Here is a 21601-nt window from a genome sequence, read left to right on the forward strand (position 1 = left end):
CTGCCAAACCGTCTTGCCGGCCTTGGCTCCCATGTGGTTGTGTCCCCTCCATATTCGCACGCTCAGGTGTCTCGAGCGAGCTTGAAGGGGGGAATACCAAGTGCTGCCTTATACGACCGTTACGACGGCGCCCAAGCTGACCGCCGCCGCGATGGCTGCCGCGAAAGAACTCAAGTTCAATCCCTACTACTCGCAGCCTGGCGTCGACGCTCTGGCGGAGGTGTTCGGCTACCAGGCGCCGACGGGGACGCTGTTCAAGGTCAACCTGATCGCGGGCGGCCTGTACGATATCCTGTCGCTGTCGACCCTCGATCCGAAGGAGATGACCTTCTACGATCAGTTCGGCAACGTCCTGGGCGTGAATGACGAAGCCAACGATCCGAACACGCTCGTCATCCAGGGCACGAGCTACGAGGAGGACGCGGCCTTCGGCATCCCGGCTCCTTATACCGGCGTCTACTATATCGAGGCCGGCTGGCGGCAAGCGACGCCGAATTCGTCGTACCTGCTGGACGTCGTCGCCCGGCTGAGCGGGACGCTGACGATGAATGCGCCGCAAGCCAAGGCCGTGCCGACCTCGATCCTGTGGACCGAGGGAGCGCCGTTCACCTACACCCTGCCGGCCGGCGCCTTCACCGACGCCGATGCGAACGCCAAGCTGTCCTATTTCGCGGTCACAAAGACCGGGGATGAACTGCCGTCCTGGCTGAAGCTGGACAGCGTCACGGGCGCCTTCTCGGGCGTCGCGCCGGGCGGTACGCCGGACATCGAAATCGTGCTGTTCGCCCGGGACGAGACGGGGCTGGCTTCCTCGGGCTCGCCCATCCGGCTCGCGACGCCGAGCGCGCCGATCGACGCGCTGTCGGTCCTGACGGCCGCCTATACGAACATCCTGCGCACCGCGCCGAGCGCCGACAACACGGCCTTCAAGCAACTGGTCGCCGATGTCACCAGCGGCAAGGCCACGATGAACGCCGGCGTCAGCGCCATCCTCTACGCCGCCGACTACAGCACCAGCGTGGCGACGCTGAGCTATCAATTCTTCACCGGAAAGATTCCTGGCCAGTCGGGCATGGACTATCTGGTGTCGCCGACCGGGCCTAACACCAACAACCTCAACAGCGCCTACTACCAGAACTTCAATCTGGAAAACCGCTACATCAACTTCGCGACCAACCTGGGCAAGTACGGTGAGGGCAAGGACGCGTTCGCCGCGACCTACGGCTCGCTCTCGCTGTTCGACGCGACCCGCGAGGCCTACAAGACGATCTTCGGGCGCGCGCCGAGCGACGAGAAGATCCACACCCTGATCGACACGCGCGTCGACTATTTCGCCAGCTATGGCGGCGACGGCCCGAACGGCATCGGCACCAAGGCGGCGATGGCCGGCTGGCTGCTGGCCGAGGCGGTCAAGGCCGACGTCGGCATGTACGCCCGCTCGAACGACGCCTTCCTGTTCGATCTGGCGGACGGCGCCAACTTCGCCGTCAGCCTGGTCGGCGTCTACGGCAAGGAGCAGTACGTCTACGGCTGATGCCAGGACGCGTGAGGCCAGAACGCGTGAGGCCAGAACGCGTGAGGCCAGAACGCGTAAGGTTAGGGGCGGACGGCTCGGCCTGACGCGCTATATACGCAGTCGCCATGTCTGGTTCGGGCGAGTCCCGGGCCGGGCATGGCGATTTCAAGCGCGGAGCCTCTCCCATGACCGACCTCACCCCCGACCAGGAAGCCGCCCTGCTGGCCGACCTGACCAAGGCCTGCCGCGACGCCGGCTATGTGGTCGAGGCGATCGATCGCGGCCTGGAGGTGTCCGGCGGCGAGGAGGAGGGCGCGTTCTACCTGCTGCCCGACCACGGCTGGCTGCAGGTGCGCTGCTTGGTGCTGGCCCCCGAGGACCTGGACGAGGCCCGCGACCTGACGGCCCTGTTCGAGACGGTGGCCAAGGCCCAGTTCCGCATGATCGGCTGCCGCTTCGGCTACGACATCGAGACCGGCCTGTGGCTGGTCGAGGACCTCTATCCGGGCTTCGATCCCGCCAAGGTCCCGGCCGTGCTGGAACAGCAGACCTTCATCTGGGACGCCCTGGAAGAGTTGTTCGAGGCTGCCCTGGGCGGCGTGGTGCCCAATGAGGACGCGTTCGACGCGGCCTTTGACCTGGAAGCGGCCACCCCGCCGAACTAGGCTGAGCGCTCCTGCGGTCCCAGGGAACCGGCGGTCACGCTTGTCGTTCCTGATCGGTGTTTACTCGCGTGGAGGGCGTTGCGATGTCTCGGAAGCTGTTTGTCATGATCGGAGCGGTGGTCGCCCTGGCGATCGCGCCCGCCGCCCATGCCCAGCTCAAGCCGCCCGTGAAGCCCGACGAGCCGGGCGGCCGCTGGGGCGAGGCCAAGAAGAAGGCCGTCGATATCGGCAGCCAGCCGGCCCGCGACATCGGTGCGTCCAAGCGCGAAATCCCGCCGATCCTGGAGAAGGCCTTCGCCGACCCCTACAGCATCAAGGGCCTGAAGACCTGCGTGGCGCTGGCCAATGAGGTCAAGGCGCTGAACGCGGTGCTGGGCGCCGACTACGTGGTCGGCAACGAATACACCGAGAACCGCAAGGGCAAGCTGGCCGAGGCCGGCGGCAAGACCATCATCAACAGCATCATCCCGTTCCGAGGCCTGGTCCGCGAAGTGACCGGCGCGGCTCCGGCCGACCGTCACATGAACGCGGTGGTCGATGCGGGTCTCGCACGGCGCGGCTTCCTGCGCGGCGTGCACCTGAAGCAGGGCTGCAAGACGCGGTTCTAAGCCGCCGGCTTCAGCCAGGCGTGGGCCTTCTCCAGCAATTCCTGCGGCGAGAACGGCTTGGCCATGTAGTCATTGGCTCCTGCGGCCATGGCCTCCAGCACCCGATCCAGGCGTCCGCTGCCGGTCAGCATGATCACCGGCGCGTCGCGATGGTCGGGCGAGGCGCGCAGCTGCTTGAGCAGGGCCACGCCATCGACGCCGGGCATGCGGACATCCACCATCCACAGCGCCGGGGCGTGATCGCTCGCGCGGACCAGGGCCGCGGGCGCATCGGGAAAGCTCTCGACCACATAGCCGCTGCGGGCCAGGGCGGCTTCCAGGAAGGCCAGCAGCACCGGGTCGTCGTCGACGACGAACACGTGGGGCTGCGGCTTGGCTTCAGGCATGACGACGACTCCGAATCGACCCGACGGTCGGATGCGGAGTCGCCGCTGTCAAAGCGCTTCGCCCCAGGCTGGCGCCCGGGGCGGGCTTCGCGTCAAGCTCGCTAGAGCGTGCTCATATCGACCACGAACCGATACCGCACGTCGCTCTTGGCCATGCGCTTGTAGGCGTCGTTGATCTGGTCGATCGAGATGACCTCGATGTCGGCGACGATGTTGTGCTCGCCGCAGAAGTCCAGCATCTCCTGGGTCTCCTTGATCGAGCCGATCATCGAGCCGGCCAGGGTGCGGCGACCGGGGATCAGGGCGAAGGCGTTCAGCGGCACGGGCTCTTCCGGCGCGCCGACCAGGACCATGGTCCCGTCGACCTTCAAGAGGTTCAGGTACGACCCCCAGTCGATGCCGGCCGAGACGGTGCAGATCAGCAGATCGAATTCACCGGCCAGGGTCTCGAAGGTCTTCGCGTCGCTGGTGGCGTAGTAGTGATCCGCGCCCATCGCCAGGCCGTCGGCCTGCTTGGACAGGGTCTGGCTCAGCACGGTGACTTCCGCGCCCATGGCGTGGGCCAGCTTGACGCCCATGTGGCCCAGACCACCCATGCCCAGGATCGCGACCTTCTTGCCGGGTCCGGCGTTCCAGTGGCGCAGCGGCGAGTACAGCGTGATGCCGGCGCACAGCAGCGGGGCGGCGGCGTCCAGGGCCAGGTTGCCGGGGATCAACAGGACGTAGTCTTCCTTGACCACCATGTGGTCGGAATAGCCGCCATAGGTCGGGGTGTCCGAACCCGGCTCGAAGCCGCTGTAGGTCAGGACGAGACCCGGCTGGTACTGCTCGCGATCCAGGTCGCGGGCTTCCTTGCAGGTGACGCAGCTGTCGACGAAACAGCCGACGCCGACAGGGTCGCCTTCCTTGAACTTCGTGACGTTGGCGCCGACGGCGGTGACCACGCCGGCGACTTCGTGACCGGGGACGATCGGGTAGACGCTCTGGCCCCAGCCGTTGTCGACCATGTGGATGTCGGAGTGGCAGACGCCGCAGTACTTGATCGCGATGACGACGTCGTCGGCGTTGGGCTCGCGGCGTTCGAAGCTGAACGGAGCCAGGGGCGCGCCAGCGGCGGGCGCCGCATAACCTTTAGCGGTGGCCATTCGGATGTGTCCTTGAATGTGGGGGACGATCGGGGAGGATCGAACGGCCGGAGATTTGCCACGCCGAGACGGAGCGGCGTTATGCCGATCCTGCAAAGCTCATGCACGATCCTGCAAAAGGCCGTGAGAACGGTTTGCGCCTCGCGCGCGGAGGCGTAGAGGTCTGGTGGTCTGAAAGCCTTGGAAACCAAGCCCTTGAGCGACTCTGCCTCCGCTGACGTCTATGCCGAGATCGCCGGGATCGTCGCCCGTTACGCCACGGAGGACGCGATCGAGTCTTCGATCGAGGGCCTGTTCATCATCAAGCGCACCTCGCCCACCCAGCCGCTGCACGCCCACCAGAAGCCGTCGTTCTGGCTGGTGGCCCAAGGCCGCAAGTGCGTGAAGCTGGGCGAGGAGGAGCTGCACTACGGCGTCGGCGACTGCCTGCTGGTGGCGCTGGACATGCCGATGACCTCGCGCATCACCCATGCCTCGGAGGCCGAGCCTCACTTCTGCGTCGGGGTCGAGATCAATCCGGCCCGGCTGGCCGAGCTGATGGGCCGGCTGCCGCCCGAGACCGCCGCCCCGAGCGACGGGGTGCGCGGCGTCGCGGTCACCAAGGCCGCGCCCGCGCTGTTGGACGCCACGCTGCGCTTGCTGCGCCTGCTGGATCGTCCGCGCGACGTGGCGGCCCTGGCCCCGCTGATCGAGCAGGAGATCCTCTATCACCTGCTGAGCGGGCCGTGCGGCGCGCGCCTGCTGCACATCGCCATGGCCGAGGGGCAGGGCCACCGCGTCACCCGCGCCGTCGCCTGGCTGCGCGAGCACTTCGCCGCCACCTTGCGCATCGAGGTCCTGGCCGACCACGTGGGCATGAGCGAGAGCTCGCTGCACCATCACTTCAAGGCCGTCACCAGCATGACGCCGATGCAGTACCAGAAGCAGCTGCGGCTGTATGAGGCCCGCCGTCTGATGCTGGTCGATGGCCTGGACGTCGGCGCGGCCGGCTTCGCCGTCGGCTACCAGAGCCCCTCGCAGTTCAGCCGCGAATACCGTCGGCTGTACGGCCTGCCCCCGGCGCGGGACCTGGAAGCGCTCAGGGCGCCGATCGCGGCGGAGTAGAACCCATCCGCTATTGAAGGTTGTCGCAGGGCTCATCTAAGGTTGATTCCAAGTACAGCGTAGGGGCGGGCATGGCGACACCGACGAAACAGGACATCTTGACCGCGATGACCGCCTATTGGGGTGGTTGGAAACAATCGGTCGTCACCTACGGCTTCCCGACGTCCGCGAGCGACTGGACGGGCTATTCTCCGGGGTCTGAACCCTTTCGGCCGGAGTTCAAGGCCTTCTCCGCCGCCGAAGCCGACATGTTCCGCGCGGCGCTGGCCGCCTACGACAAGTTCATCGCGCTGAGTTTCAAGGAGGTCCAGGACCCTGGCGCGATCGCGGATATCCGCGCAGCGGTGACGAGCAGCGCCGGCTCGGGCGCGGCGGGATGGGCCTATTATCCGGGAACGGGCGCCGTGGATGGCGACCTCTGGATCGATACGCGCAACGGCGTGAACTACGAGCTGGTGCTCCACGAGCTGGGACATGCCCTGGGCATCGTGCATCCCTACGACACAACCATCCTGCCGAAGGAATTCCGGTCGTGGCCCTACTCCCTCATGGGCAATTCCATCGTGCGCTACGTCCTGACGGTCTCGGCTCAGGGGCAGCCGTCGCTCGAGTACATCAAGGCCGGCGAGCCGATGCTGTACGACGTCCTCGTCCTGCAGACGCTGTACGGGGGCGATCCGGAAACCGGCAAGGGTGACACGGTCTATGCGCTGAACGCGCCGACCACGCTCGGCAAGGTGATCTACGATGCGTCCGGTACGGACACGATCGACGCGTCCGCTAACACGCGGCCATCGACGATCGATCTGGAGCCGGGCTCGTTCTCGAGCATCGGGCAGTACTCAGCCGAGGACCAGACCAGCTACTACAAAGCCCTGTATCCGCTGGTCGACTGGAACGTGTGGCTGGGGGGCGGCAACGCCAACACCCTCTTCACCTGGACCAACAACGTCTCGATCGCCTTCGGGACGATCATCGAGAACGCGATCGGCGGGGCCGCCAACGACGTCATCTCGGGCAACAGCGTCGCCAATGAGCTGACGGGCATGGGCGGCGACGACGTCCTGGATGGCCGCGACGGGGTCGATACGGCGATCTTCAGGGGCGTCTCCAGCGACTACACCTGGCAGAAGGGCGCGGACGGCAAGTGGATCGTCCGGGACACGCGCGCCGGCCGTGATGGCGTCGACACGCTTCAGAACATCGAGATCCTGCGCTTCGCCGACAAGAGCGTGGCGCTGTCCGTCAGCCTGTCCCAGAAGCTGGAGACGGCCTTCTCCTCGATCCTGCGGGCGGGCAGCGCCGCCGGCGTCCATGCGGGCTTTGCCTCCGATCTGCAGCTGAAGGTCTATGCCGGCGCGTCCGACGCCGCGGCCGTCTCCGCCATCGTCGCGGCCGCCGCCGCCACGACCTCGGTGGCGTCGATGAACTACCAGTTCTTCACGGGCAAGGTTCCCAGCCAGGGCGGGATCGACTTCCTGGTCTCGCCGACGGGCCCGAACGCGACGAACCTCAACAGCGCCTACTACGCCAAGTTCGACACCGTGAACCGCTACATCAACTTCGCCGTCAATCTGGGCAAGAACGGCGAGGCCAAAGACAGCTTCGCGGCCAAGTATGGATCGCTCAGCCTGATCGACGCGACCAAGGAAGCCTACAAGGCGATCTTCGGCGCGACGCCCAGCGACGCCAAGGCCCATGCCATAATCGACACCCGGGTCGACTACCTCGCCTACTATGGCGGGGACGGCCCCGGGGGCATCGGGACCAAGGCGGCGATGGTCGGGTTCCTGCTGGCGGCCGCCGCGACCGAGGACGTCGGCGTGCTGGCCAAGTCCAACGACGCCTGGCTGACCGACCTCTCCGACGGTTCGGCCCCGTTCGCGGTCAACATCCTCGATCCGGCGAACGGCTACTACAAGACCGACTTCGTCTTCGGCGGCGCTTAAGCCAGGCTTGTCTCCGCCCGGACGATGACGTCACATGTCCTCGCGTTGCGTGTTTGGGGGCGGGTTTTGACGGAAGCCTTGATCGTTCGCGGCTTGAACAAGACGTTCGCCAAGCCCGCGGTGTCCGACCTCGACCTGACGGTCCATGCGGGCGAACTCTATGCGCTGCTGGGGCCGAACGGAGCGGGCAAGACCACCACCTTGCGGATGGTCGCGGGCCTCACCCAGCCCGACAGCGGCGAGGTGGCGATCTTCGGCGTCGATGCGCGCAAGGACCCGGCGGGCGCCAAGGCCCTGCTGGCCTGGGCGCCGGACGAGGCGATGATCTACGACAAGCTCAGCCCGCTTGAATATCTGGAGTTCGTCGCCGGCCTCTGGAACATCGAACCGCGCGCGGCCAAGGCGAAGGCCGAGGAACTGCTGGCGACCCTGGGCCTGGCCGATGAGGCGCGCCGCCGGTGCGAGGGCTTCTCGCGCGGCATGAAGCAGAAGGTCGCCCTGGCCGGGGCGCTGATCCACGATCCCAAGCTGCTGATCCTGGACGAGCCGCTGACCGGCCTGGACGCCGCCGCCGCGCGCCTGGTCAAGGACATGCTGCAGGCCCGCGTCGACGCCGGCGGCACGGTGATCCTGACCACCCACATCCTGGAGGTCGCCGAGCGCATGGCCGACCGCATCGGCATCATCGCCGGCGGCCGCCTGCTGGCCGAGGGCACGCTGGACGAGCTGCGCGGCAAGGCCGGCGAAGCCAGCGGCCGGACGCTGGAGGACGTGTTCCTGCAGCTGACCTCAGAGGCTGTTGCGTGAGCCTGCCTTTCAAGCCCGCCAGCACGCCCTGGTTGCTGGCCCACGAGCTGCGCCTGGCCTGGCGGGGCTTTCTCGCAGGCCGCAAGGGCAGGGGACCGGGCGCGCTGATCGCCTTCGTGATCCTGGGCGGGCTGCTGGTGGCCGGCGGCGTGGCCATGGGGCTGGCCTTGCGCGGCCAGGAGGTTCCGATCGTCCCGTTGGCGGTGGTCCTCGTCGATCTGGCGCTGGCGGTGATCCTGACCCTGATGCTGTCGGGCACGCTGGCCGGCGCGGCCGACGCCCTCTACGAGCGCGGCGATCTGGACCTGCTGTTCTCCTCGCCGCTGTCGCCGCGCCGGGTGCTGTTCGTCCGGGCGCTGGGCTTGGCGGTCAATGCCGGGCTATGGTTCATGATCCCGGCCGTGCTTTTGCTGACGCCGTCGATCGTGCTGGGCCACTCGGCCTGGCTGGGCGTGTTCGTGGTGATCGCGGCGGCGGCTTTGGGCGCGTCCGGCGTTGGCCTGCTGCTGGCCATGGCGCTGTTTGCCTTGATCGGTCCGCGCCGCACGCGCACCGTGGCCCAGGTGATGGCGGCCCTGATCGGGGCCGCGTTCTTCCTCGCGTCGCAGTATCGCAACCTGATGGGCGAGAAGGCTTCGCAGAGCCTGTTCGCCCGCATCGCCATGGACGCCAAGGCCGGCCGCATCCAGCCGCCGCCCTTCGCCGACCTGCCGCTGCGCGCGGCGCTGGGCGAGCCGCTTCCGCTGCTGATCCTGGTCGCGGTCGGCGCGGGGCTCTTCCTGTTCGCCGCCCTGGTGCTGGGCCGCCGCTTCGCCGACGCGGCCGCCGCCACGCAGGGAGCCGAGACCCGCAAGGGCGCGCGAGGGCCAACCCGAGCCTTCGCCGCCGGGCCGTTCCAGGCCACGTTGCGCAAGGAGCTGCGCCTGATCAGCCGCGACGCGGCGCTGCTGTCGCAGGTGCTGCTGCGGGTGCTGTACATGCTGCCCCTGGCCCTGGTGCTGGCCCGCAGCGCCACGCACATGCCGGTCTGGGCCCTGGCGGGGCCGGCCGCCGCCGTGACCTTCCTGGCCGGGCAGGTGACCGGAAGCCTGGTCTGGATCACGGTCTCTGCCGAGGACACGCCCGACCTGCTGGCCATCGCCCCCGCGCCCGTGTCGGTGCTGCGGCAGGCCAAGCTGGCGGCCGCCTTGCTGCCGGTGGCCGTGCTGCTGGCGATCCCGATCGGGGTGCTGGCCTGGTACGCGCCCTTGGCCGGCCTGTGGACAGCGATCGGCGCGGGGCTGACGGCCTGGAGCGCCGGCCTGATCGGCGTCTGGCGTCAGAAGCCCGGCAAGCGCGCCGACTTCCGCCGCCGACGCGGGGGCTCCCTGCTGACGACCCTGGCCGAGCTGGTCGTCTCCGCCCTGATCGGCGCGGCGACGGCCCTGGCGGTGGCGGGATGGCTGGTCTGGGCCGTGCTGCCGCTGGTCGTGGCGGGGGCGCTGATGATGGCGCTGCGGCGGACGGATGAGCAGATCGCGGCGGCGTTGCGGGCGGCCTCCACCTAATCCCGTTTCCCCGGCGAAAGCCGGGGCCCAGATGGAAGAGCGCTGGGGCGAGTTCTAGGAACTCAGAGCGTTTCCAATCATCCCCAGCACTTCGAGATCTGGGTCCCGGCTTTCGCCGGGAAGAACGGAGAGGGGAGTTACGCCTCCAGCAACGCCCGGATCCGGCACACCACCCCGTCCGGGTGGAAGTCGATCGCCGCCGAGCCGGACAGCTCCGCCGCCAGGCCCCGCTCGATCAGGCGCGAGCCGAACCCCCGGTCCGTGGGCGGAACGACCACCGGGCCGCCGGTCTCGGTCCAGGTCAAATCCAGCCGCGCCGCGCCCGGCACAGGCGCCAGGTCCCACGCCACCCGGATGCGGCCGTCGGGCGTGGAGAGCGCCCCGTACTTCATGGCGTTGGTGGCCAGCTCGTGCAGGGCCATCGACAGCGAAAGCGCCGTCTTGGGCGACAGGCGGATCGACGGGCCGCTGAGCTCGAACCGGCCGGCCCCGCCGTGCAAAGCCGCCAGGCGCGTGGTGACGTCGTGCAGCTCGGCGCCTTCCCAGTTCTCGCGGGTCAGCAGGTCGTGGGCCTCGGCCAGGGCGACGATGCGGCTGGAGAAGGCCTCCTGCGCCTGGTGCAGGGCGCGTTCGCCGGTGAAGCTCTGGGCGGCGATGGCCTGGATGGTGGCCAGGCTGTTCTTCACCCGGTGGTTCAGCTCGTTGACCAGCAGCCGAAGGTGCAGCTCGGCGCGCTTGCGATCGGTGACATTGACCACGGCCCCGACGAAGCGATGGGCCTGGCCGTCGTCGCCGAAGAACACCTTGCCCTTCACGCCCAGCCAGCGCTCGACATGGTCGTCGCGGCCGATGGCGCGGTATTCGACGGCGTAGTCGGCGCGGATCGCCGGATTCAGGGCCCGCTGGGTGGCGTCGCGCACGCGGGCCACGTCGGCGGGATGGATCAGGCCGTAGGCGGTCTCGGTGTCGACCGGCTCGCCCGGCGTCAGGCCGAACATCTGGTAGCAGCGGTCCGACCAGGTCAGCGCCCCGCTGTCGAGGTCGTAGTCCCAGGTGCCGACGTCGGCGGCGTCGACGGCCTGGCGCAGGGTCTCTTCCTGGCGCAGCTGGAACTTGACCGCCTCGCGCCGTTCGGTGACGTCGGAGACCACGCCGACGAAGCGCACGCACCGGGCGTCCTCGAAGAACGCCTGGCCGAAGGTCTCGACCCAGCGCAGCGCGCCGTCGTTGTCCCGGTGGATGCGATAGTCCAGATTGATCGTGCCCGGCCCGGTCGGATCGGTGGCCGCCTTCACGGCCGCCATGACCGTTGGCAGATCATCGGGATGGATCAGTCGCTCGAAGGTCGCCTGATCCGGACCGACGCCCGGCCCCAGGCCGAAGATGGCGCGGGCGCGCTCGTCCCAGAAGCGCTGCCCCAGGTCCGGCTTGTGGTCCCAGCGACCCATGCCGGCGGCCTGGGCGGCGAGGTCGAGGTCCAGGCGGGCGGCGGCCAGTTCGGCCTCGACCTGCTTGCGCTCGGTGATGTCGACGACCACGCCGGTGTTGCGGGCCGGCTTGCCGTCCTCGCCCAGATAGGCCCGGCCGCGCGTATAGACCCAGCGGACCGAGCCGTCGGCCTGCACCAGCCGGTATTCGCCCGAGAAGTCGCCGCCGGTCGCCGCCACCGACAGGGCGATGTCCTGGACCCGCTTACGGTCCTCGGGATGGACGGCGGGGGTGTAGCTCTGCACCGGCAGGCCGGCCTCGGCATAGTCGGGCGAGACGTTGTGCATCTCGGCGTAGCGGGCGTCGGCATAGACCTTGTTGGCGTGGATGTCCCACTCCCAGGCCCCGACCACCCCGGCCACCTCGCGCGCCATCTCGTAGCGCTCCTGGGTGGTCTTCAGCGTCTTGCGGTCGGCCACCGACTCCGAGACCTCGACCGCCGTGACCAATACCCCGCCGACGCCGTTGGGCGCGGTCGTGTCGGGCACGGGGCTGTAGCTGATGGTGAAGTAGCCGATCTCCTGGGTCCCGCCGCGGGTGACCTTCAGGGGCAGCTTCTCGAAGGCGATGCCGCCGCTGGTCCCGGCCAGGATGTCCTCGTGGAAGGCGCGGATCGAGGCCTGGAAGTCCGGCGAGGTCTGATCCAGCCGCGCGCCCAGCGCCGTCGGATGCAGCGCGTGCAGGGCGGGGGCATAGGCGTCGTTATAGATCAGGACGAGGTCGGGACCCCAGCGCAGGGCCATGGGGAAATTGGTCGCCAGGATCATGTCCGCGACCAGGCGCAGGCTGGGTGACCAGGTATCGAGCGGGCCGACGGAGGTCTGGGACCAGTCGAACGCACGCACGCGTTCGGCCATCTCGCCACCGGCGAGTCTCGTCAGCACAGGCGCGGCGCGAGCATTGCCTTCGCCCATTCGTGGTCCCCCATCCGGTCAGCCGACCGGCCCAGAACAAGGTGAACCCATCGCCCCTATGGATTCAAGCGTCGCTTTCGTAAACGCACGCACAGAAACGCCCGGAGAACGCGAAAGGTTCTCCGGGCGCAACTGATTGTTAGAGCTGGGATTTAGTCGATCGGCGACCAGGATTTGGCCGCCGGAGCGGCGTCACGCTTGGGTCCGCGGAACTCGTTCTGGGGACCACCGGGCTTGCGACCCTGGCCCTGACCGGGGCCACGGCCGGCGTTTCCGCCGCGACCCTGGGCCTTCTGGCCCTCGGAACGACCGCCGCCGCCGTTGCCGCCGCCACCATTGCGATTGCCGTTACGGTTGCGCTTGCGGCGCAGCTCCGACGGGACGTCATTGCGCGGATCGGCCTTGCGGGGATCGACGTACTTCTCGGCCGGCGCCAGCTTGTCGGCGACGGCCGCGGCGGCCGCCAGCTGCTTGTCGTTGCGGCGGTCGAAGGACGGGATCGTCTGGCGGGTGGCCTTCTGGATGTCCTTCAGCAGGTTACGCTCGTCATCGGCGCAGAAGCTGATGGCGATGCCGTCCTTGCCCTTGCGGGCGGTGCGGCCGATCCGGTGGACATAGGCCTCCGGCACGTTGGGCAGCTCGTAGTTGATGACGTGGCTGACGTCGTTGACGTCGATGCCGCGCGCGGCGATGTCGGTCGCCACCAGGGCCCGCATCTCGCCGGCCTTGAAGGCGGCCAGAGCGCGCTCGCGCTGGCCTTGGGTCTTGTCGCCGTGGATCGAGGCGGCCTCGATGCCGGCGGCGTTCAGGTACTTGGCCACCCGGTCGGCGCCGCGCTTGGTGCGCGTGAAGACGATGGTGCGCTCGACGCCCGGTGCGGACAGGACCTCGGCCAGCAGCGGACGCTTGCGTTGGGCCTCGATGAACAGCACGCGCTGGTCGATGCGCTCGACGGTGGTGGCTTGCGGCGCCACCGAGACCTGCACCGGGTCGTTCAGCAGCTCACCGGCCAGCTTGCCGATCTCGCTGGGCATGGTGGCCGAGAAGAACAGGTTCTGGCGGTTCTTGGTCAGCTGGCTGGCGATCTTGCGGATCGGCACCACGAAGCCCAGGTCCAGCATCTGGTCGGCTTCGTCGAGCACGAAGATCTCGGTGCCCGAGACGATGGCCGACTTCTCGGCCATGTGGTCCATCAGGCGGCCGGGGGTGGCCACCAGCACGTCGATGCCGCCGGCCAGGGCCTTCATCTGCGGGCCGTACTTCACGCCGCCATAGATGGTGTGGACCGACAGGCCCATGTGGACGGCGTAGGCCTTGAAGTTCTCGGCGATCTGGGTGGCCAGTTCGCGGGTCGGCGACAGGACCAGGCAGCGGAAGCCGCGGCGCGGAGCGGGTTTGCGGTCCTCGGCCAGGCGCTGCAGGATCGGCAGGGCGAAGGCGGCGGTCTTGCCGGTGCCCGTCTGGGCGATGCCCAGCAGGTCCTTGCCTTGCAGCACCACCGGGATGGCCTGGGCCTGGATCGGGGTCGGCTCCTTGTAGCCCTTCTCGGCAAGGGCCTTCAGCAGCGGCTTGGCCAGGCCAAGGTCAGCGAATTGAGTCAATGGAATCAGTCTTTCATGCGCCGATAGCAGCCCATGCGCTCTCGCACGGCTGGCCCCTCGGCTGGTCGTCGGGGGAGCGCCCCGCGTGCACGGGCGATCTGATGAGAAAACTCTCAAGGCGCTCGACAGGCTGGTCCGAAAACGGACCCTCACGCGGCTGGAGCGCCAATAGCGTCGAAGAGGACGCGAGGCTCATATCTAATGTTGCGGTGCAAAAGTCAAGGAAGAGGCGGGCCTTGATAGATCCTCCCCTTCTGGGGGAGGTGGCCCAGAGGGCCGGAGGAGGCAGCGCGGCATAGGCCGAGCTAGCCCCCTCAGTCGCTTCGCGACAGCTCCCCCCAGCGGGGGAGCATCTAGACAGGGCCGCGTCATCACGCCACACCCAGCCTCATGACCAAGCCGATCGTCCTTGTCGCCGCCGCCGCCCTGATCGATGTCGACGGGCGGGTGCTGATCTGCCAGCGGCCGCAGGGCAAGCAATTGGCCGGTCTGTGGGAGTTTCCGGGCGGCAAGGTCGAGCCGGGCGAGACGCCCGAAGCGTGCCTGATCCGCGAGCTGGACGAGGAACTGGGCATCAAGGTCGCCCAAGCCTGCCTCGCGCCGTTCGTTTTCGCGTCCCACTCTTACGAGTCTTTTCACCTCATGATGCCACTCTACCTGCTGCGTCGATGGGAAGGCCAAGTGACGCGCAAGGAGCATGAGGGGCTGGCATGGGTGAAACCCGACAAGCTATCGGACTATCCGATGCCGCCGGCGGACGAGCCTCTGGTGGCCTGGCTGCGCGATCTGCTCTGAAGCGGTTCTGGGCCGACGAGTCCGGCGCGACCGCGATCGAGTACGGCCTCATCGCCGGACTGATCGCCCTGATCATCATCGGCGGCATGACCGCGTTCAGCACCGCCACGAACAAGGCGCTGGGCAAGGCCGCGACGGCCATCGGCACCTGATCTCGCCTAAGGCGTAGGCTTCTCGCCCGCCGGCTGCTCCTGAGTCCCCAGCGCATCGGCCAGGCGCATCTTGGCCGAGCCCGGCCGCAGCGGCTTCTGCTGGCTGTCGTGCGGGGCCCAGCCCGTCACCGAGACGATCTCGAACGTCGCCGGCACCCGGCCATCGGCCTCGGCGAAACGTTCGACATAGAGCTCCATCGCCCGGAACAGCACCTTGCGGCCCAGCGGCTTGCGCGAGCGGTCCAGCAGCACGCTGGTCTCGCCCATGGCCCGCAGGTCCTGCAGCAGCTTGATCGGGTGGCTGTAGCGCACCTTCACGCGATCGACGTCCGCGACCGGCAGGGCGAAGCCCGCCCGTTGCAGCAGGCCCGCCGCATCGATGGCGTCGGCGAACGGCGAGACCCGCATCGACGCGCCGTCCGACAGCTCGGCCTCGGCGGCCAGCAGGCACTGGCGCAGCTCGGTCAGGGTGGCCCCGCCGAAGATCGCGCCCAGGAACAGGCCGTCGGGCCGCAGCGCGCGGCGGATCTGGATCAGCGCCCCGACCAGGTCATTGGTCCAGTGCAGCGACAGGGTCGAGACCACGAGGTCGAGCGTGGCGTCGCCGAACGGCAGGCGCTCCTCGTCGGCGGCGACGCGCAGGGTCGTGCGATCGGCCAGCATCCGCGCCGAGAGGTCGGTCTCGATCAGGGTGTCGATGTTCTGGCGGGCGTCGCTGTCCTCCAAGGCCTTGAAAAAATGGCCGTTTCTCGCGCCGAGGTCGACGGCGACCGGAAAGCGTCGCAGGATCGTCTCCAGCCGCATGACCACGTCCTGGACCACGCGGGCCTTCAGGAAGTCGGCGGCGGCGTAGCCCGGCGAGGCGCGGTCGAGGCGGGCGCGATGCAGGGCGCGGTCGAAGAGCAGGGGAGAGGCGGTCATTGCGCGCGGAACATGGCGATTCCGGACCGTTCTGGAAAGGCTCCCTTCTCAAGGGTTGGGGAAGAAGCGCGCTCGACCTCCTGCTGCCGCCGTCCAGTCTGGACGGCGAGGCGGCGCTGAGCGGCGGGCTGTCGGCCAGCGCCTTTTCCAAGGTCACCTTCCTGGACGATCCGGTCTGTGACGGCTGCGGGCTGGCCATGGCCTACGAGCAGGCGGAGCGCTGCCCGGCCTGCCAGGCCAAACCCAAGGCGTTCCAGCGCTGCCGCGCGGCCTGCGTCTATGACGAGCACTCGCGCGAACTGATCCTGAAGCTGAAGCACGCCGATCGCACCGACCTGGCGGGGCTCTTCGCCCGCTGGCTGTCGCGGGCCGCGACCGACCTGCTGGACGAGGCTGACGCCGTGGTCCCTGTGCCTGTCCACCGCAGCCGGATGCTGACCCGCCGCTACAACCAGGCCGCCGAGATCGCCCGGCCGCTGGCCCGGATGGCGGCGCTGGCCTACCTGCCCGACGCCTTGATCCGCAAGCGCGACACCGACAGCCAGGGCGGCAAGTCGGCCACGGGCCGGCGGCGCAACGTGGCCGCCGCCTTCGCCGTCCCGGAGGCCCGACGCCATCGGATCGTCGGCCGGCGGATCGTCCTGATTGATGACGTGTTGACCACCGGAGCCACGGCCGAGGGCTGCGCGCGAGCGCTTCTGGCGGCGGGGGCGGCGTCGGTGACGTTATCTGTCGTCGCCCGCGTTACAGAAATGCAGGCGCGTCCTATATAAGGACGCACGAGGTTTTCGAGTCAGAGCATGGCCAAAGTCACCATCTACACCCGTCCGTTCTGCGGCTACTGCGCCCGCGCCATCGCCCTGCTGGGTGAAAAGGGCGCCGACTTCACCGAGATCGAGGCCGGCATGGACCCCGCGCTGCGCCAGGAGATGATGCAGCGCTCGGGCCGCACCACCTTCCCGCAGATCTTCGTGGGCGAGCAGCACATCGGCGGCTGCGACGACATGATGGCCCTCGAGCGCGAGGGCAAGCTGGATCAGATGCTCGCCGCATGATCCTCAAGGTCGGTTTGATCCAGACGCGCACGCCCGCGACCCACGCGGCGGCGCTGGCCCATGTCGCGCCGCTGGTCCGCGAGGCCATCGCGGGCGGCGCCCAGTTCGTGCTGACGCCCGAATGCACCAACGTCCTGCAGAAGGACCGCGGCAAGCTGCTGCCGACCCTGACGGCGCTGGAAGACGATCCGGTCGTCAACGGCCTGCGCGCCATCGCGGCCGAGACCGGGACCTGGATCGACATCGGCTCGGCCCTGGTGCTGCGCGAGGACGGCAAGGCCGCCAACCGTCAGGTCGTCATCGACCCGACGGGCGCGATCGTCGCCACCTACGACAAGCTGCACATGTTCGACGTCGACCTGCCCACCGGTGAGACGGCGCGGGAGTCGGCGACCTATACGCCGGGCGAGACGGCGGTGGTGGTCGACACGCCGATCGGCAAGTTCGGCCTGACCATCTGCTACGACATGCGCTTCCCGGCCCTGCACCGCGCCTTGGCCCTGGCCGGCGCGACGGTGATCACAGCTCCGGCCGCCTTCACCCGTCCGACGGGCGAGGCGCACTGGGACGTGCTGTTGCGGGCCCGCGCCATCGAGACCGGCTCGTTCGTGATCGCGGCGGCGCAAGGCGGCTTCCACGAGGATGGTCGCGGCACCTGGGGCCGCTCGATCGTGGTCGGGCCGTGGGGCGAGATCATCGGCAAGCTGGACCATGACGAGCCCGGCGTGCTGCTGGCCGAGCTCGACCTGCCCGCTGCTTTGTCAGCGCGGGCGGCGATCCCGGTCCTGCAGAACGCCCGGCCTTTCGTCGGTCCGTGAAAGCGCGCACCCTAGTTCCATGATCAAGTACGCGCTCCAGTGCGACGCGGCCCACGAGTTCGAGGGCTGGTTCGGCTCGTCGGCGGACTATGACGACCAGGCCGCGCGCGGGCTGGTCGAGTGTCCGCTGTGCGGCTCGAACGGCGTCTCCAAGCAGATCATGGCCCCGGCCGTGGCGGGCACGAAGGCCCAGCGCTCGGCCCCTGAGGTCGATCCGAAGATGCGCGAGATGATGATGACGGCCATGGGCGAGGTCCGTCGGCACGTCGAGGACAATTTCGACTACGTCGGCGACGCCTTCGCCAAGGAGGCCCGCGACATCCACGAGGGCAAGTCCGAGGAACGCGGCATCTACGGCGAGGCCTCGCCCTCCGAGGTCAAGGCGCTGGTCGAGGACGGCGTGCGGGTCGCGCCCTTGCCGCCGGCCGCGCCGAAGAAGACCGACGTCAACTGAAGGTCGCTTAGCCCAAGGTCTTTGGCCAGAAACGGCAGGACGAGGGCCGCGATCAGCGACAGGCAGCCCGCCGAGATGTTCAGCGCGTAGAGCGCGGCGGCGACCGCGTAGATGATCCACCGCTTGTCTTCGGTCCGGGCGACATAGGCCGCCACCGCCGGGGCCAGCAGGGCCAACTCGTAGTTCATGGCGTAGGGCGAGATCAGCAGCGCGCCGCCCAGCAGGGCGATCAGCTGCGCGGGCCAGGTCGCCTCGCGTCGGAAGGCGATCCAGACGGCCCAGGCCACGAGCGGCGCCAGCAGGAAGGCCCAGGCGCCGTTGACGCCCAGAGCGGCCAGCTTGGCGTAGAGCGTGATGGCGGTGTCCAGCAGGCCTTGCTGGGCGATGACGGCGTTGAAGCGGGGCAGGGCGGCCAGCCAGTCCAGCCAAGTCTGGAGGCCGAACAGGCCGGCCGAGAGCGCGGCGATCAACACGCCGCCGACGCCCGTAAACAGGATCGTCCGCCACTGGCCCTGGGCCGCCAGGGCGATGGGGAGCAGTACCAGCAGCTGCGGCTTTATCGCGGCGGCGATGGCGAACATCAGGCCCGCGAGCGCCGGCCGGGCGCGGAACGACAGGCCCAGCACGACGAGGCCGACGATCAGCAGGCTCAACTGGCCGCAGAAGACCGTGAACGCCACGGTGGGCAACAGCACCTGCCACCACGGCGCGCGGATTCTTGCTCCGGCCGTCGCCAGCACCGCCAGGCTCAGCGCCATCAGAACGAGGTAGGCCAGCTTGAACGGCAGCAGGCCCAAGGGCGCGAACAGCAGCAGGGCCGAGGGCGGGTTGATGTAGGGGCGCAGGACATCGTCGGACGCGTCGATGCCTTGCAGCGTGCTCAGATACTGGAAGTCGTAGAGCCGCGCGGGTTGGCTGATCGCCACGCGGCCGCCGTTCCAGATGGCCAGGAGATCCACGCCCGCCGGCTGGAGCGTCAGGTTGCGCGCGACCAGCAGGCTCAGCAGGGCGAACATCGCCAGCAGCGCCAGCAGGAGCAGGCGGCGATCGGCCCCGGGGGTGGGAGAGATTTCGGACTGCGCCATCGCCCCTAAAGGTCGCGGGCAAGTCTCAAGGTCGTCTTAAAACACGAAGGGCGCCGGACCGAAGTCCGACGCCCTTTTGTCTATCCGTACCGGCTAGCGGTTAGCGATAGCGGTACTCGTAGTGGCACTTCTTCTTGTTCTTGCCGATCTCGTGACCGGCAAGGCCGCCGACGCCGGCGCCCAGCAGGGCGCCTTCGGTCTTGTTGCCGTGGCCGGCGACGGTGTTGCCCAGCAGGGCGCCGCCGAGCGCGCCGATGACGGCGCCGTTCTTGGCCTTGGACTTGTTGCAGACCAGGACGCGCTCACGGCGGTTCTGGGCTTCGGCGGCGGTGATGGCGACCGAGCTGACGGTGAAACCGACGACGGTGGCCAGGACGATGGTCTTCAGGCGGGCGCGCATGGCGAGCTCTCCAATAATTGTTTTTCTAGATCCCTCGGTGACGTAACGCCCAAGCTGACGGCCGGTTTCCAGAAAGTCGGGCATCCGACCGTCAAGCCTGGGTCTTACGTTCGGGATCAGCCCTCGACGCGATAGCGGCCGTCGGCGTCGGGGCAGACGCGCACATAGCGCTGCTCGACGCGACCGTTGTACTCGGTCGGGGCGGGAGCCAGGCGGCAGCGTTCGCTGGCGGTGGCGTAGCGGCCGTCGCTGTAGCGATAGGGCTGGGTCTGCTCATAGCTGTAGTAGTTGCCGCGCGTGTCGCACTTGGCCGAGGCGTTGCCCACGGCCGCGCCGACGCCGGCCCCGACCAGGGCGCCGAGGACGGTGCCCTCGGGGCGCGCGTTGCGGGCGGCGACGTTCGAGCCCAGGGCCGCGCCGGCCAGGGCGCCGATCACGCCGCCGACGGTGGCGTTCTTCTTGGCGTCCTGACGGCAGTCGCTCGGGTAGTTGACGTTGGCGCTGGTGTCGATGCTGTAGGCCCCGGCATAGGGCGCGGCGTAGCGCGCGCCTTCGCCCGGGTTGCGGCGGTCATAGGCGCCATTGCCGTAGCGACGGTCGTAGTCGTCGCGAGCCGAATAGTAGCGGTCGCGATCGCGCTCCCACTGCTCGCGGCCCACATCATAGCCCGACGCCTGGCTCACGCCGCTGGTGCGGAAGCGGTCGGCCTCGGCGCGGTGGCGGCGGTCATAGGACCCATCACCATTGCGGCGGTCGTAGTCGTAGCGGGCGCGCTCGTAGTTGGCGCGGGCCCGCTCGAACTCGGCCTGTTCGGAATAGTAGGCGGCGCTGTCGCGGTACTGGGCGACGCGATAGCGCTCGGCATAGCTGGGGTTGCGGCGGTCATAGGCGCCGCGGCCGTAGCGACGGTCATAGTCGTCGCGATTCTGGATGTAGTTGGCGCGGTCGCGCTCGTAGGCTTCCTGGCGGTCCTGATACTCGGCCACCTTGTCGTAGTAGTTTGACCGCTGGGCGTCGTAGTTCTGCAGGCTGCGCTGATACGCGGAATCTTGAGCAAAGGCCGGGGCGATCGCGCCGCAGGCCACGGTGGCGGCCAGCACGGCGGCCATGGTCTTGGAAGTCATTTCGAGTCTCCGTTCCCACACGAACGGATCGACGGCCGACCCCCGACAGTTGGGTCGCCAATCCGGGTTTCTGTCCCTGGCGGAGAAAAGCCCCGCCAGAGGCCGAAGTTCCCGGATCTACGCAGTTTCAACCCTTGGTCAGTCCCTGGTGACGGTCATCATGTAGTTGATGTCGACATCGGCCGAGCGGCTCCAGCGGCCGGTCAGCGGATTGTAGGCCACGCCGAACGGGCCGTGCATCTGGACGGGCTCGCTGGCCAGGAAGGCGCGCAGCTCCTCGGGCTTGAGGAACTGCTTCCACTCGTGGGTGCCGGGCGGCACCCAGCGCAGCACGTATTCGGCGCCGATCTTGGCCAGCGCCAGGGCCTTCAGCGTGCGGTTCAGGGTGGCGACGATCATCAGGCCGCCGGGCTTGAGCAGCCGCGAGCAGGTGCGCAGGAACTCGCCCGGATCGGCGACGTGCTCGATGACCTCCATGGTCAGCACCACGTCGAACGGCCCCGCGCTCTCGGCCAGCAGCTGCTCGGCGGTGGCGGGGCGGTAGCCGATCTCCAGCCCCTGTTCGGCCGCGTGGGCAGCGGCGGTCTTGATGTTCTTCTCCGAGGCGTCGACGGCGGTGACGGCGAAGCCCAGCCGCGCCATCGGCTCGGACAGCAGCCCGCCGCCGCAGCCGATATCGAGCAAGGTGAGCCCCTCGAACGGCTGGCGCAGATTGCCGTCGCGCTCGAAGCGGGCCAGGGCCTCCTCGCGGATGAAGGCCAGACGGCAGGGGTTGAACACGTGCAGCGGCGCGAACTTGCCCTTGGGGTCCCACCACTCGGCGGCGATCGCCGAAAAGCGCGCCACGTCGGCGGGGTCGATGCTCCAGGAGGGGGCGGCTGCTTGCGTCATGGGCGGTGTTCTAGAGCAGCGAAGTCCCAAACTAAACCTCCCCTCTCTCCGTCTCCCCGGCGAAAGCCGGAGCCCAGATTCATCCGGAGAGTCTGGGGATGATCCGAGATACGGCGGCGCCAAGACTTCGTCCGCCCAAGGTTCGATCTGGGCCCCGGCTTTCGCCGGGGAAACGG

At 68.5% G+C, this 21601-nt stretch carries 22 protein-coding genes; 13 read left to right on the top strand and 9 right to left on the bottom strand.

All coding sequences use genetic code 11. From position 1 onward, the window contains the following. Nucleotides 1-100 precede the first annotated feature (100 nt). The 3 genes from AC07YH_RS18385 (at nucleotide 101) to AC07YH_RS18395 (ending at nucleotide 2789) form a co-directional block, all read left to right on the top strand. Nucleotides 101-1534 (top strand): putative Ig domain-containing protein, encoded by a 1434-nt coding sequence (locus tag AC07YH_RS18385; RefSeq protein WP_494748401.1) that lies wholly within the window; start codon nucleotides 101-103, stop codon nucleotides 1532-1534. Nucleotides 1535-1641: 107 nt separating this feature from the next. Continuing rightward, on the top strand, nucleotides 1642-2181 hold the full coding sequence (locus AC07YH_RS18390; RefSeq protein WP_494748402.1) for a hypothetical protein: 540 nt from the start codon (nucleotides 1642-1644) through the stop codon (nucleotides 2179-2181). A gap of 83 nt (nucleotides 2182-2264) precedes the next feature. Further along, nucleotides 2265-2789 (top strand): hypothetical protein, encoded by a 525-nt coding sequence (locus AC07YH_RS18395; protein WP_494748403.1) that lies wholly within the window; start codon nucleotides 2265-2267, stop codon nucleotides 2787-2789. Here AC07YH_RS18395 and AC07YH_RS18400 read toward each other — a convergent pair. Then, on the bottom strand, nucleotides 2786-3175 hold the full coding sequence (locus AC07YH_RS18400) for a response regulator transcription factor (RefSeq protein ID WP_494748404.1): 390 nt from the start codon (nucleotides 3173-3175) through the stop codon (nucleotides 2786-2788). The genes AC07YH_RS18395 and AC07YH_RS18400 overlap by 4 nt on opposite strands. A gap of 101 nt (nucleotides 3176-3276) precedes the next feature. Next, nucleotides 3277-4320 carry an NAD(P)-dependent alcohol dehydrogenase gene (locus AC07YH_RS18405; RefSeq protein WP_494748405.1) on the bottom strand — a complete coding sequence of 348 codons (1044 nt, stop codon included), beginning with the start codon at nucleotides 4318-4320 and terminating at the stop codon, nucleotides 3277-3279. A 195-nt stretch (nucleotides 4321-4515) separates the two neighbouring features. On the opposite strand from AC07YH_RS18405, the gene AC07YH_RS18410 reads away from it, so the two are divergent. The 4 genes from AC07YH_RS18410 (at nucleotide 4516) to AC07YH_RS18425 (ending at nucleotide 9727) form a co-directional block, all read left to right on the top strand. After that, nucleotides 4516-5424, top strand: coding sequence for an AraC family transcriptional regulator (locus AC07YH_RS18410; protein WP_494748406.1), 909 nt, complete (start codon nucleotides 4516-4518; stop codon nucleotides 5422-5424). A gap of 71 nt (nucleotides 5425-5495) precedes the next feature. Then, entirely contained in the window at nucleotides 5496-7373 is a 1878-nt protein-coding gene (locus tag AC07YH_RS18415; RefSeq protein ID WP_494748407.1) for a M10 family metallopeptidase C-terminal domain-containing protein, read from the top strand. 24 nt (nucleotides 7374-7397) lie between these two features. Further along, nucleotides 7398-8180 (top strand): ABC transporter ATP-binding protein, encoded by a 783-nt coding sequence (locus tag AC07YH_RS18420; RefSeq protein WP_494748408.1) that lies wholly within the window; start codon nucleotides 7398-7400, stop codon nucleotides 8178-8180. Continuing rightward, a complete protein-coding gene (locus AC07YH_RS18425; protein ID WP_494748409.1) occupies nucleotides 8177-9727 on the top strand; it encodes a hypothetical protein in 1551 nt (516 codons plus the stop codon). The genes AC07YH_RS18420 and AC07YH_RS18425 overlap by 4 nt, the downstream gene beginning before the upstream one ends. A 137-nt stretch (nucleotides 9728-9864) precedes the next feature. On the opposite strand, the gene AC07YH_RS18430 is transcribed toward AC07YH_RS18425, so the two are convergent. Both AC07YH_RS18430 and AC07YH_RS18435 read right to left on the bottom strand, forming a co-directional pair. Continuing rightward, the gene (locus AC07YH_RS18430) at nucleotides 9865-12099 is read right to left on the bottom strand and encodes a PAS domain-containing protein (protein WP_494748410.1); all 2235 of its coding nucleotides are present in this window, start codon (nucleotides 12097-12099) and stop codon (nucleotides 9865-9867) included. Nucleotides 12100-12281: 182 nt separating this feature from the next. Continuing rightward, on the bottom strand, nucleotides 12282-13730 hold the full coding sequence (locus AC07YH_RS18435; protein ID WP_494748411.1) for a DEAD/DEAH box helicase: 1449 nt from the start codon (nucleotides 13728-13730) through the stop codon (nucleotides 12282-12284). 390 nt (nucleotides 13731-14120) lie between these two features. Here AC07YH_RS18435 and mutT point away from each other — a divergent pair, with 390 nt between their 5' ends. Continuing rightward, nucleotides 14121-14525 (top strand): 8-oxo-dGTP diphosphatase MutT, encoded by a 405-nt coding sequence (mutT, locus tag AC07YH_RS18440; protein WP_494748412.1) that lies wholly within the window; start codon nucleotides 14121-14123, stop codon nucleotides 14523-14525. After that, nucleotides 14441-14677, top strand: coding sequence for a Flp family type IVb pilin (locus AC07YH_RS18445; protein ID WP_494748413.1), 237 nt, complete (start codon nucleotides 14441-14443; stop codon nucleotides 14675-14677). Before mutT ends, AC07YH_RS18445 begins: the two co-directional genes overlap by 85 nt. A gap of 6 nt (nucleotides 14678-14683) precedes the next feature. Here AC07YH_RS18445 and AC07YH_RS18450 read toward each other — a convergent pair whose 3' ends face one another. After that, on the bottom strand, nucleotides 14684-15598 hold the full coding sequence (locus AC07YH_RS18450) for a methyltransferase domain-containing protein (RefSeq protein ID WP_494748414.1): 915 nt from the start codon (nucleotides 15596-15598) through the stop codon (nucleotides 14684-14686). Here AC07YH_RS18450 and AC07YH_RS18455 point away from each other — a divergent pair. Genes AC07YH_RS18455 through AC07YH_RS18470 form a run of 4 tightly spaced genes read left to right on the top strand, consistent with a single transcriptional unit; the run spans nucleotide 15598 to nucleotide 17925 of the window. Further along, on the top strand, nucleotides 15598-16371 hold the full coding sequence (locus AC07YH_RS18455) for a ComF family protein (protein WP_494748415.1): 774 nt from the start codon (nucleotides 15598-15600) through the stop codon (nucleotides 16369-16371). The genes AC07YH_RS18450 and AC07YH_RS18455 overlap by 1 nt on opposite strands. Nucleotides 16372-16398: 27 nt before the next feature. Further along, nucleotides 16399-16653 (top strand): glutaredoxin 3, encoded by a 255-nt coding sequence (gene grxC / locus AC07YH_RS18460; RefSeq protein ID WP_494748416.1) that lies wholly within the window; start codon nucleotides 16399-16401, stop codon nucleotides 16651-16653. Further along, entirely contained in the window at nucleotides 16650-17471 is an 822-nt protein-coding gene (locus AC07YH_RS18465; RefSeq protein ID WP_494748417.1) for a carbon-nitrogen hydrolase family protein, read from the top strand. The genes grxC and AC07YH_RS18465 overlap by 4 nt, the downstream gene beginning before the upstream one ends. Before the next feature lie 19 nt (nucleotides 17472-17490). Beyond that, complete coding sequence (locus tag AC07YH_RS18470) at nucleotides 17491-17925, top strand: DUF1178 family protein (RefSeq protein WP_494748418.1); 435 nt, start codon at nucleotides 17491-17493, stop codon at nucleotides 17923-17925. Here AC07YH_RS18470 and AC07YH_RS18475 read toward each other — a convergent pair. From AC07YH_RS18475 to ubiG, 4 genes are all read right to left on the bottom strand, one after another. Continuing rightward, nucleotides 17823-19010: a glycosyltransferase family 87 protein gene (locus AC07YH_RS18475; protein ID WP_494748419.1), complete on the bottom strand. Its 1188-nt coding sequence runs from the start codon at nucleotides 19008-19010 to the stop codon at nucleotides 17823-17825. The genes AC07YH_RS18470 and AC07YH_RS18475 overlap by 103 nt on opposite strands. 100 nt (nucleotides 19011-19110) lie before the next feature. Next, nucleotides 19111-19410 carry a YMGG-like glycine zipper-containing protein gene (locus tag AC07YH_RS18480; protein ID WP_494748420.1) on the bottom strand — a complete coding sequence of 100 codons (300 nt, stop codon included), beginning with the start codon at nucleotides 19408-19410 and terminating at the stop codon, nucleotides 19111-19113. A gap of 116 nt (nucleotides 19411-19526) precedes the next feature. Next, on the bottom strand, nucleotides 19527-20534 hold the full coding sequence (locus AC07YH_RS18485; RefSeq protein ID WP_494748421.1) for a YMGG-like glycine zipper-containing protein: 1008 nt from the start codon (nucleotides 20532-20534) through the stop codon (nucleotides 19527-19529). A gap of 138 nt (nucleotides 20535-20672) precedes the next feature. After that, complete coding sequence (ubiG, locus tag AC07YH_RS18490; RefSeq protein ID WP_494748422.1) at nucleotides 20673-21425, bottom strand: bifunctional 2-polyprenyl-6-hydroxyphenol methylase/3-demethylubiquinol 3-O-methyltransferase UbiG; 753 nt, start codon at nucleotides 21423-21425, stop codon at nucleotides 20673-20675. Nucleotides 21426-21601 lie beyond the last annotated feature (176 nt).

It is taken from the genome of Caulobacter sp. GW456-12-1-14-TSB4, from assembly GCF_059424195.1.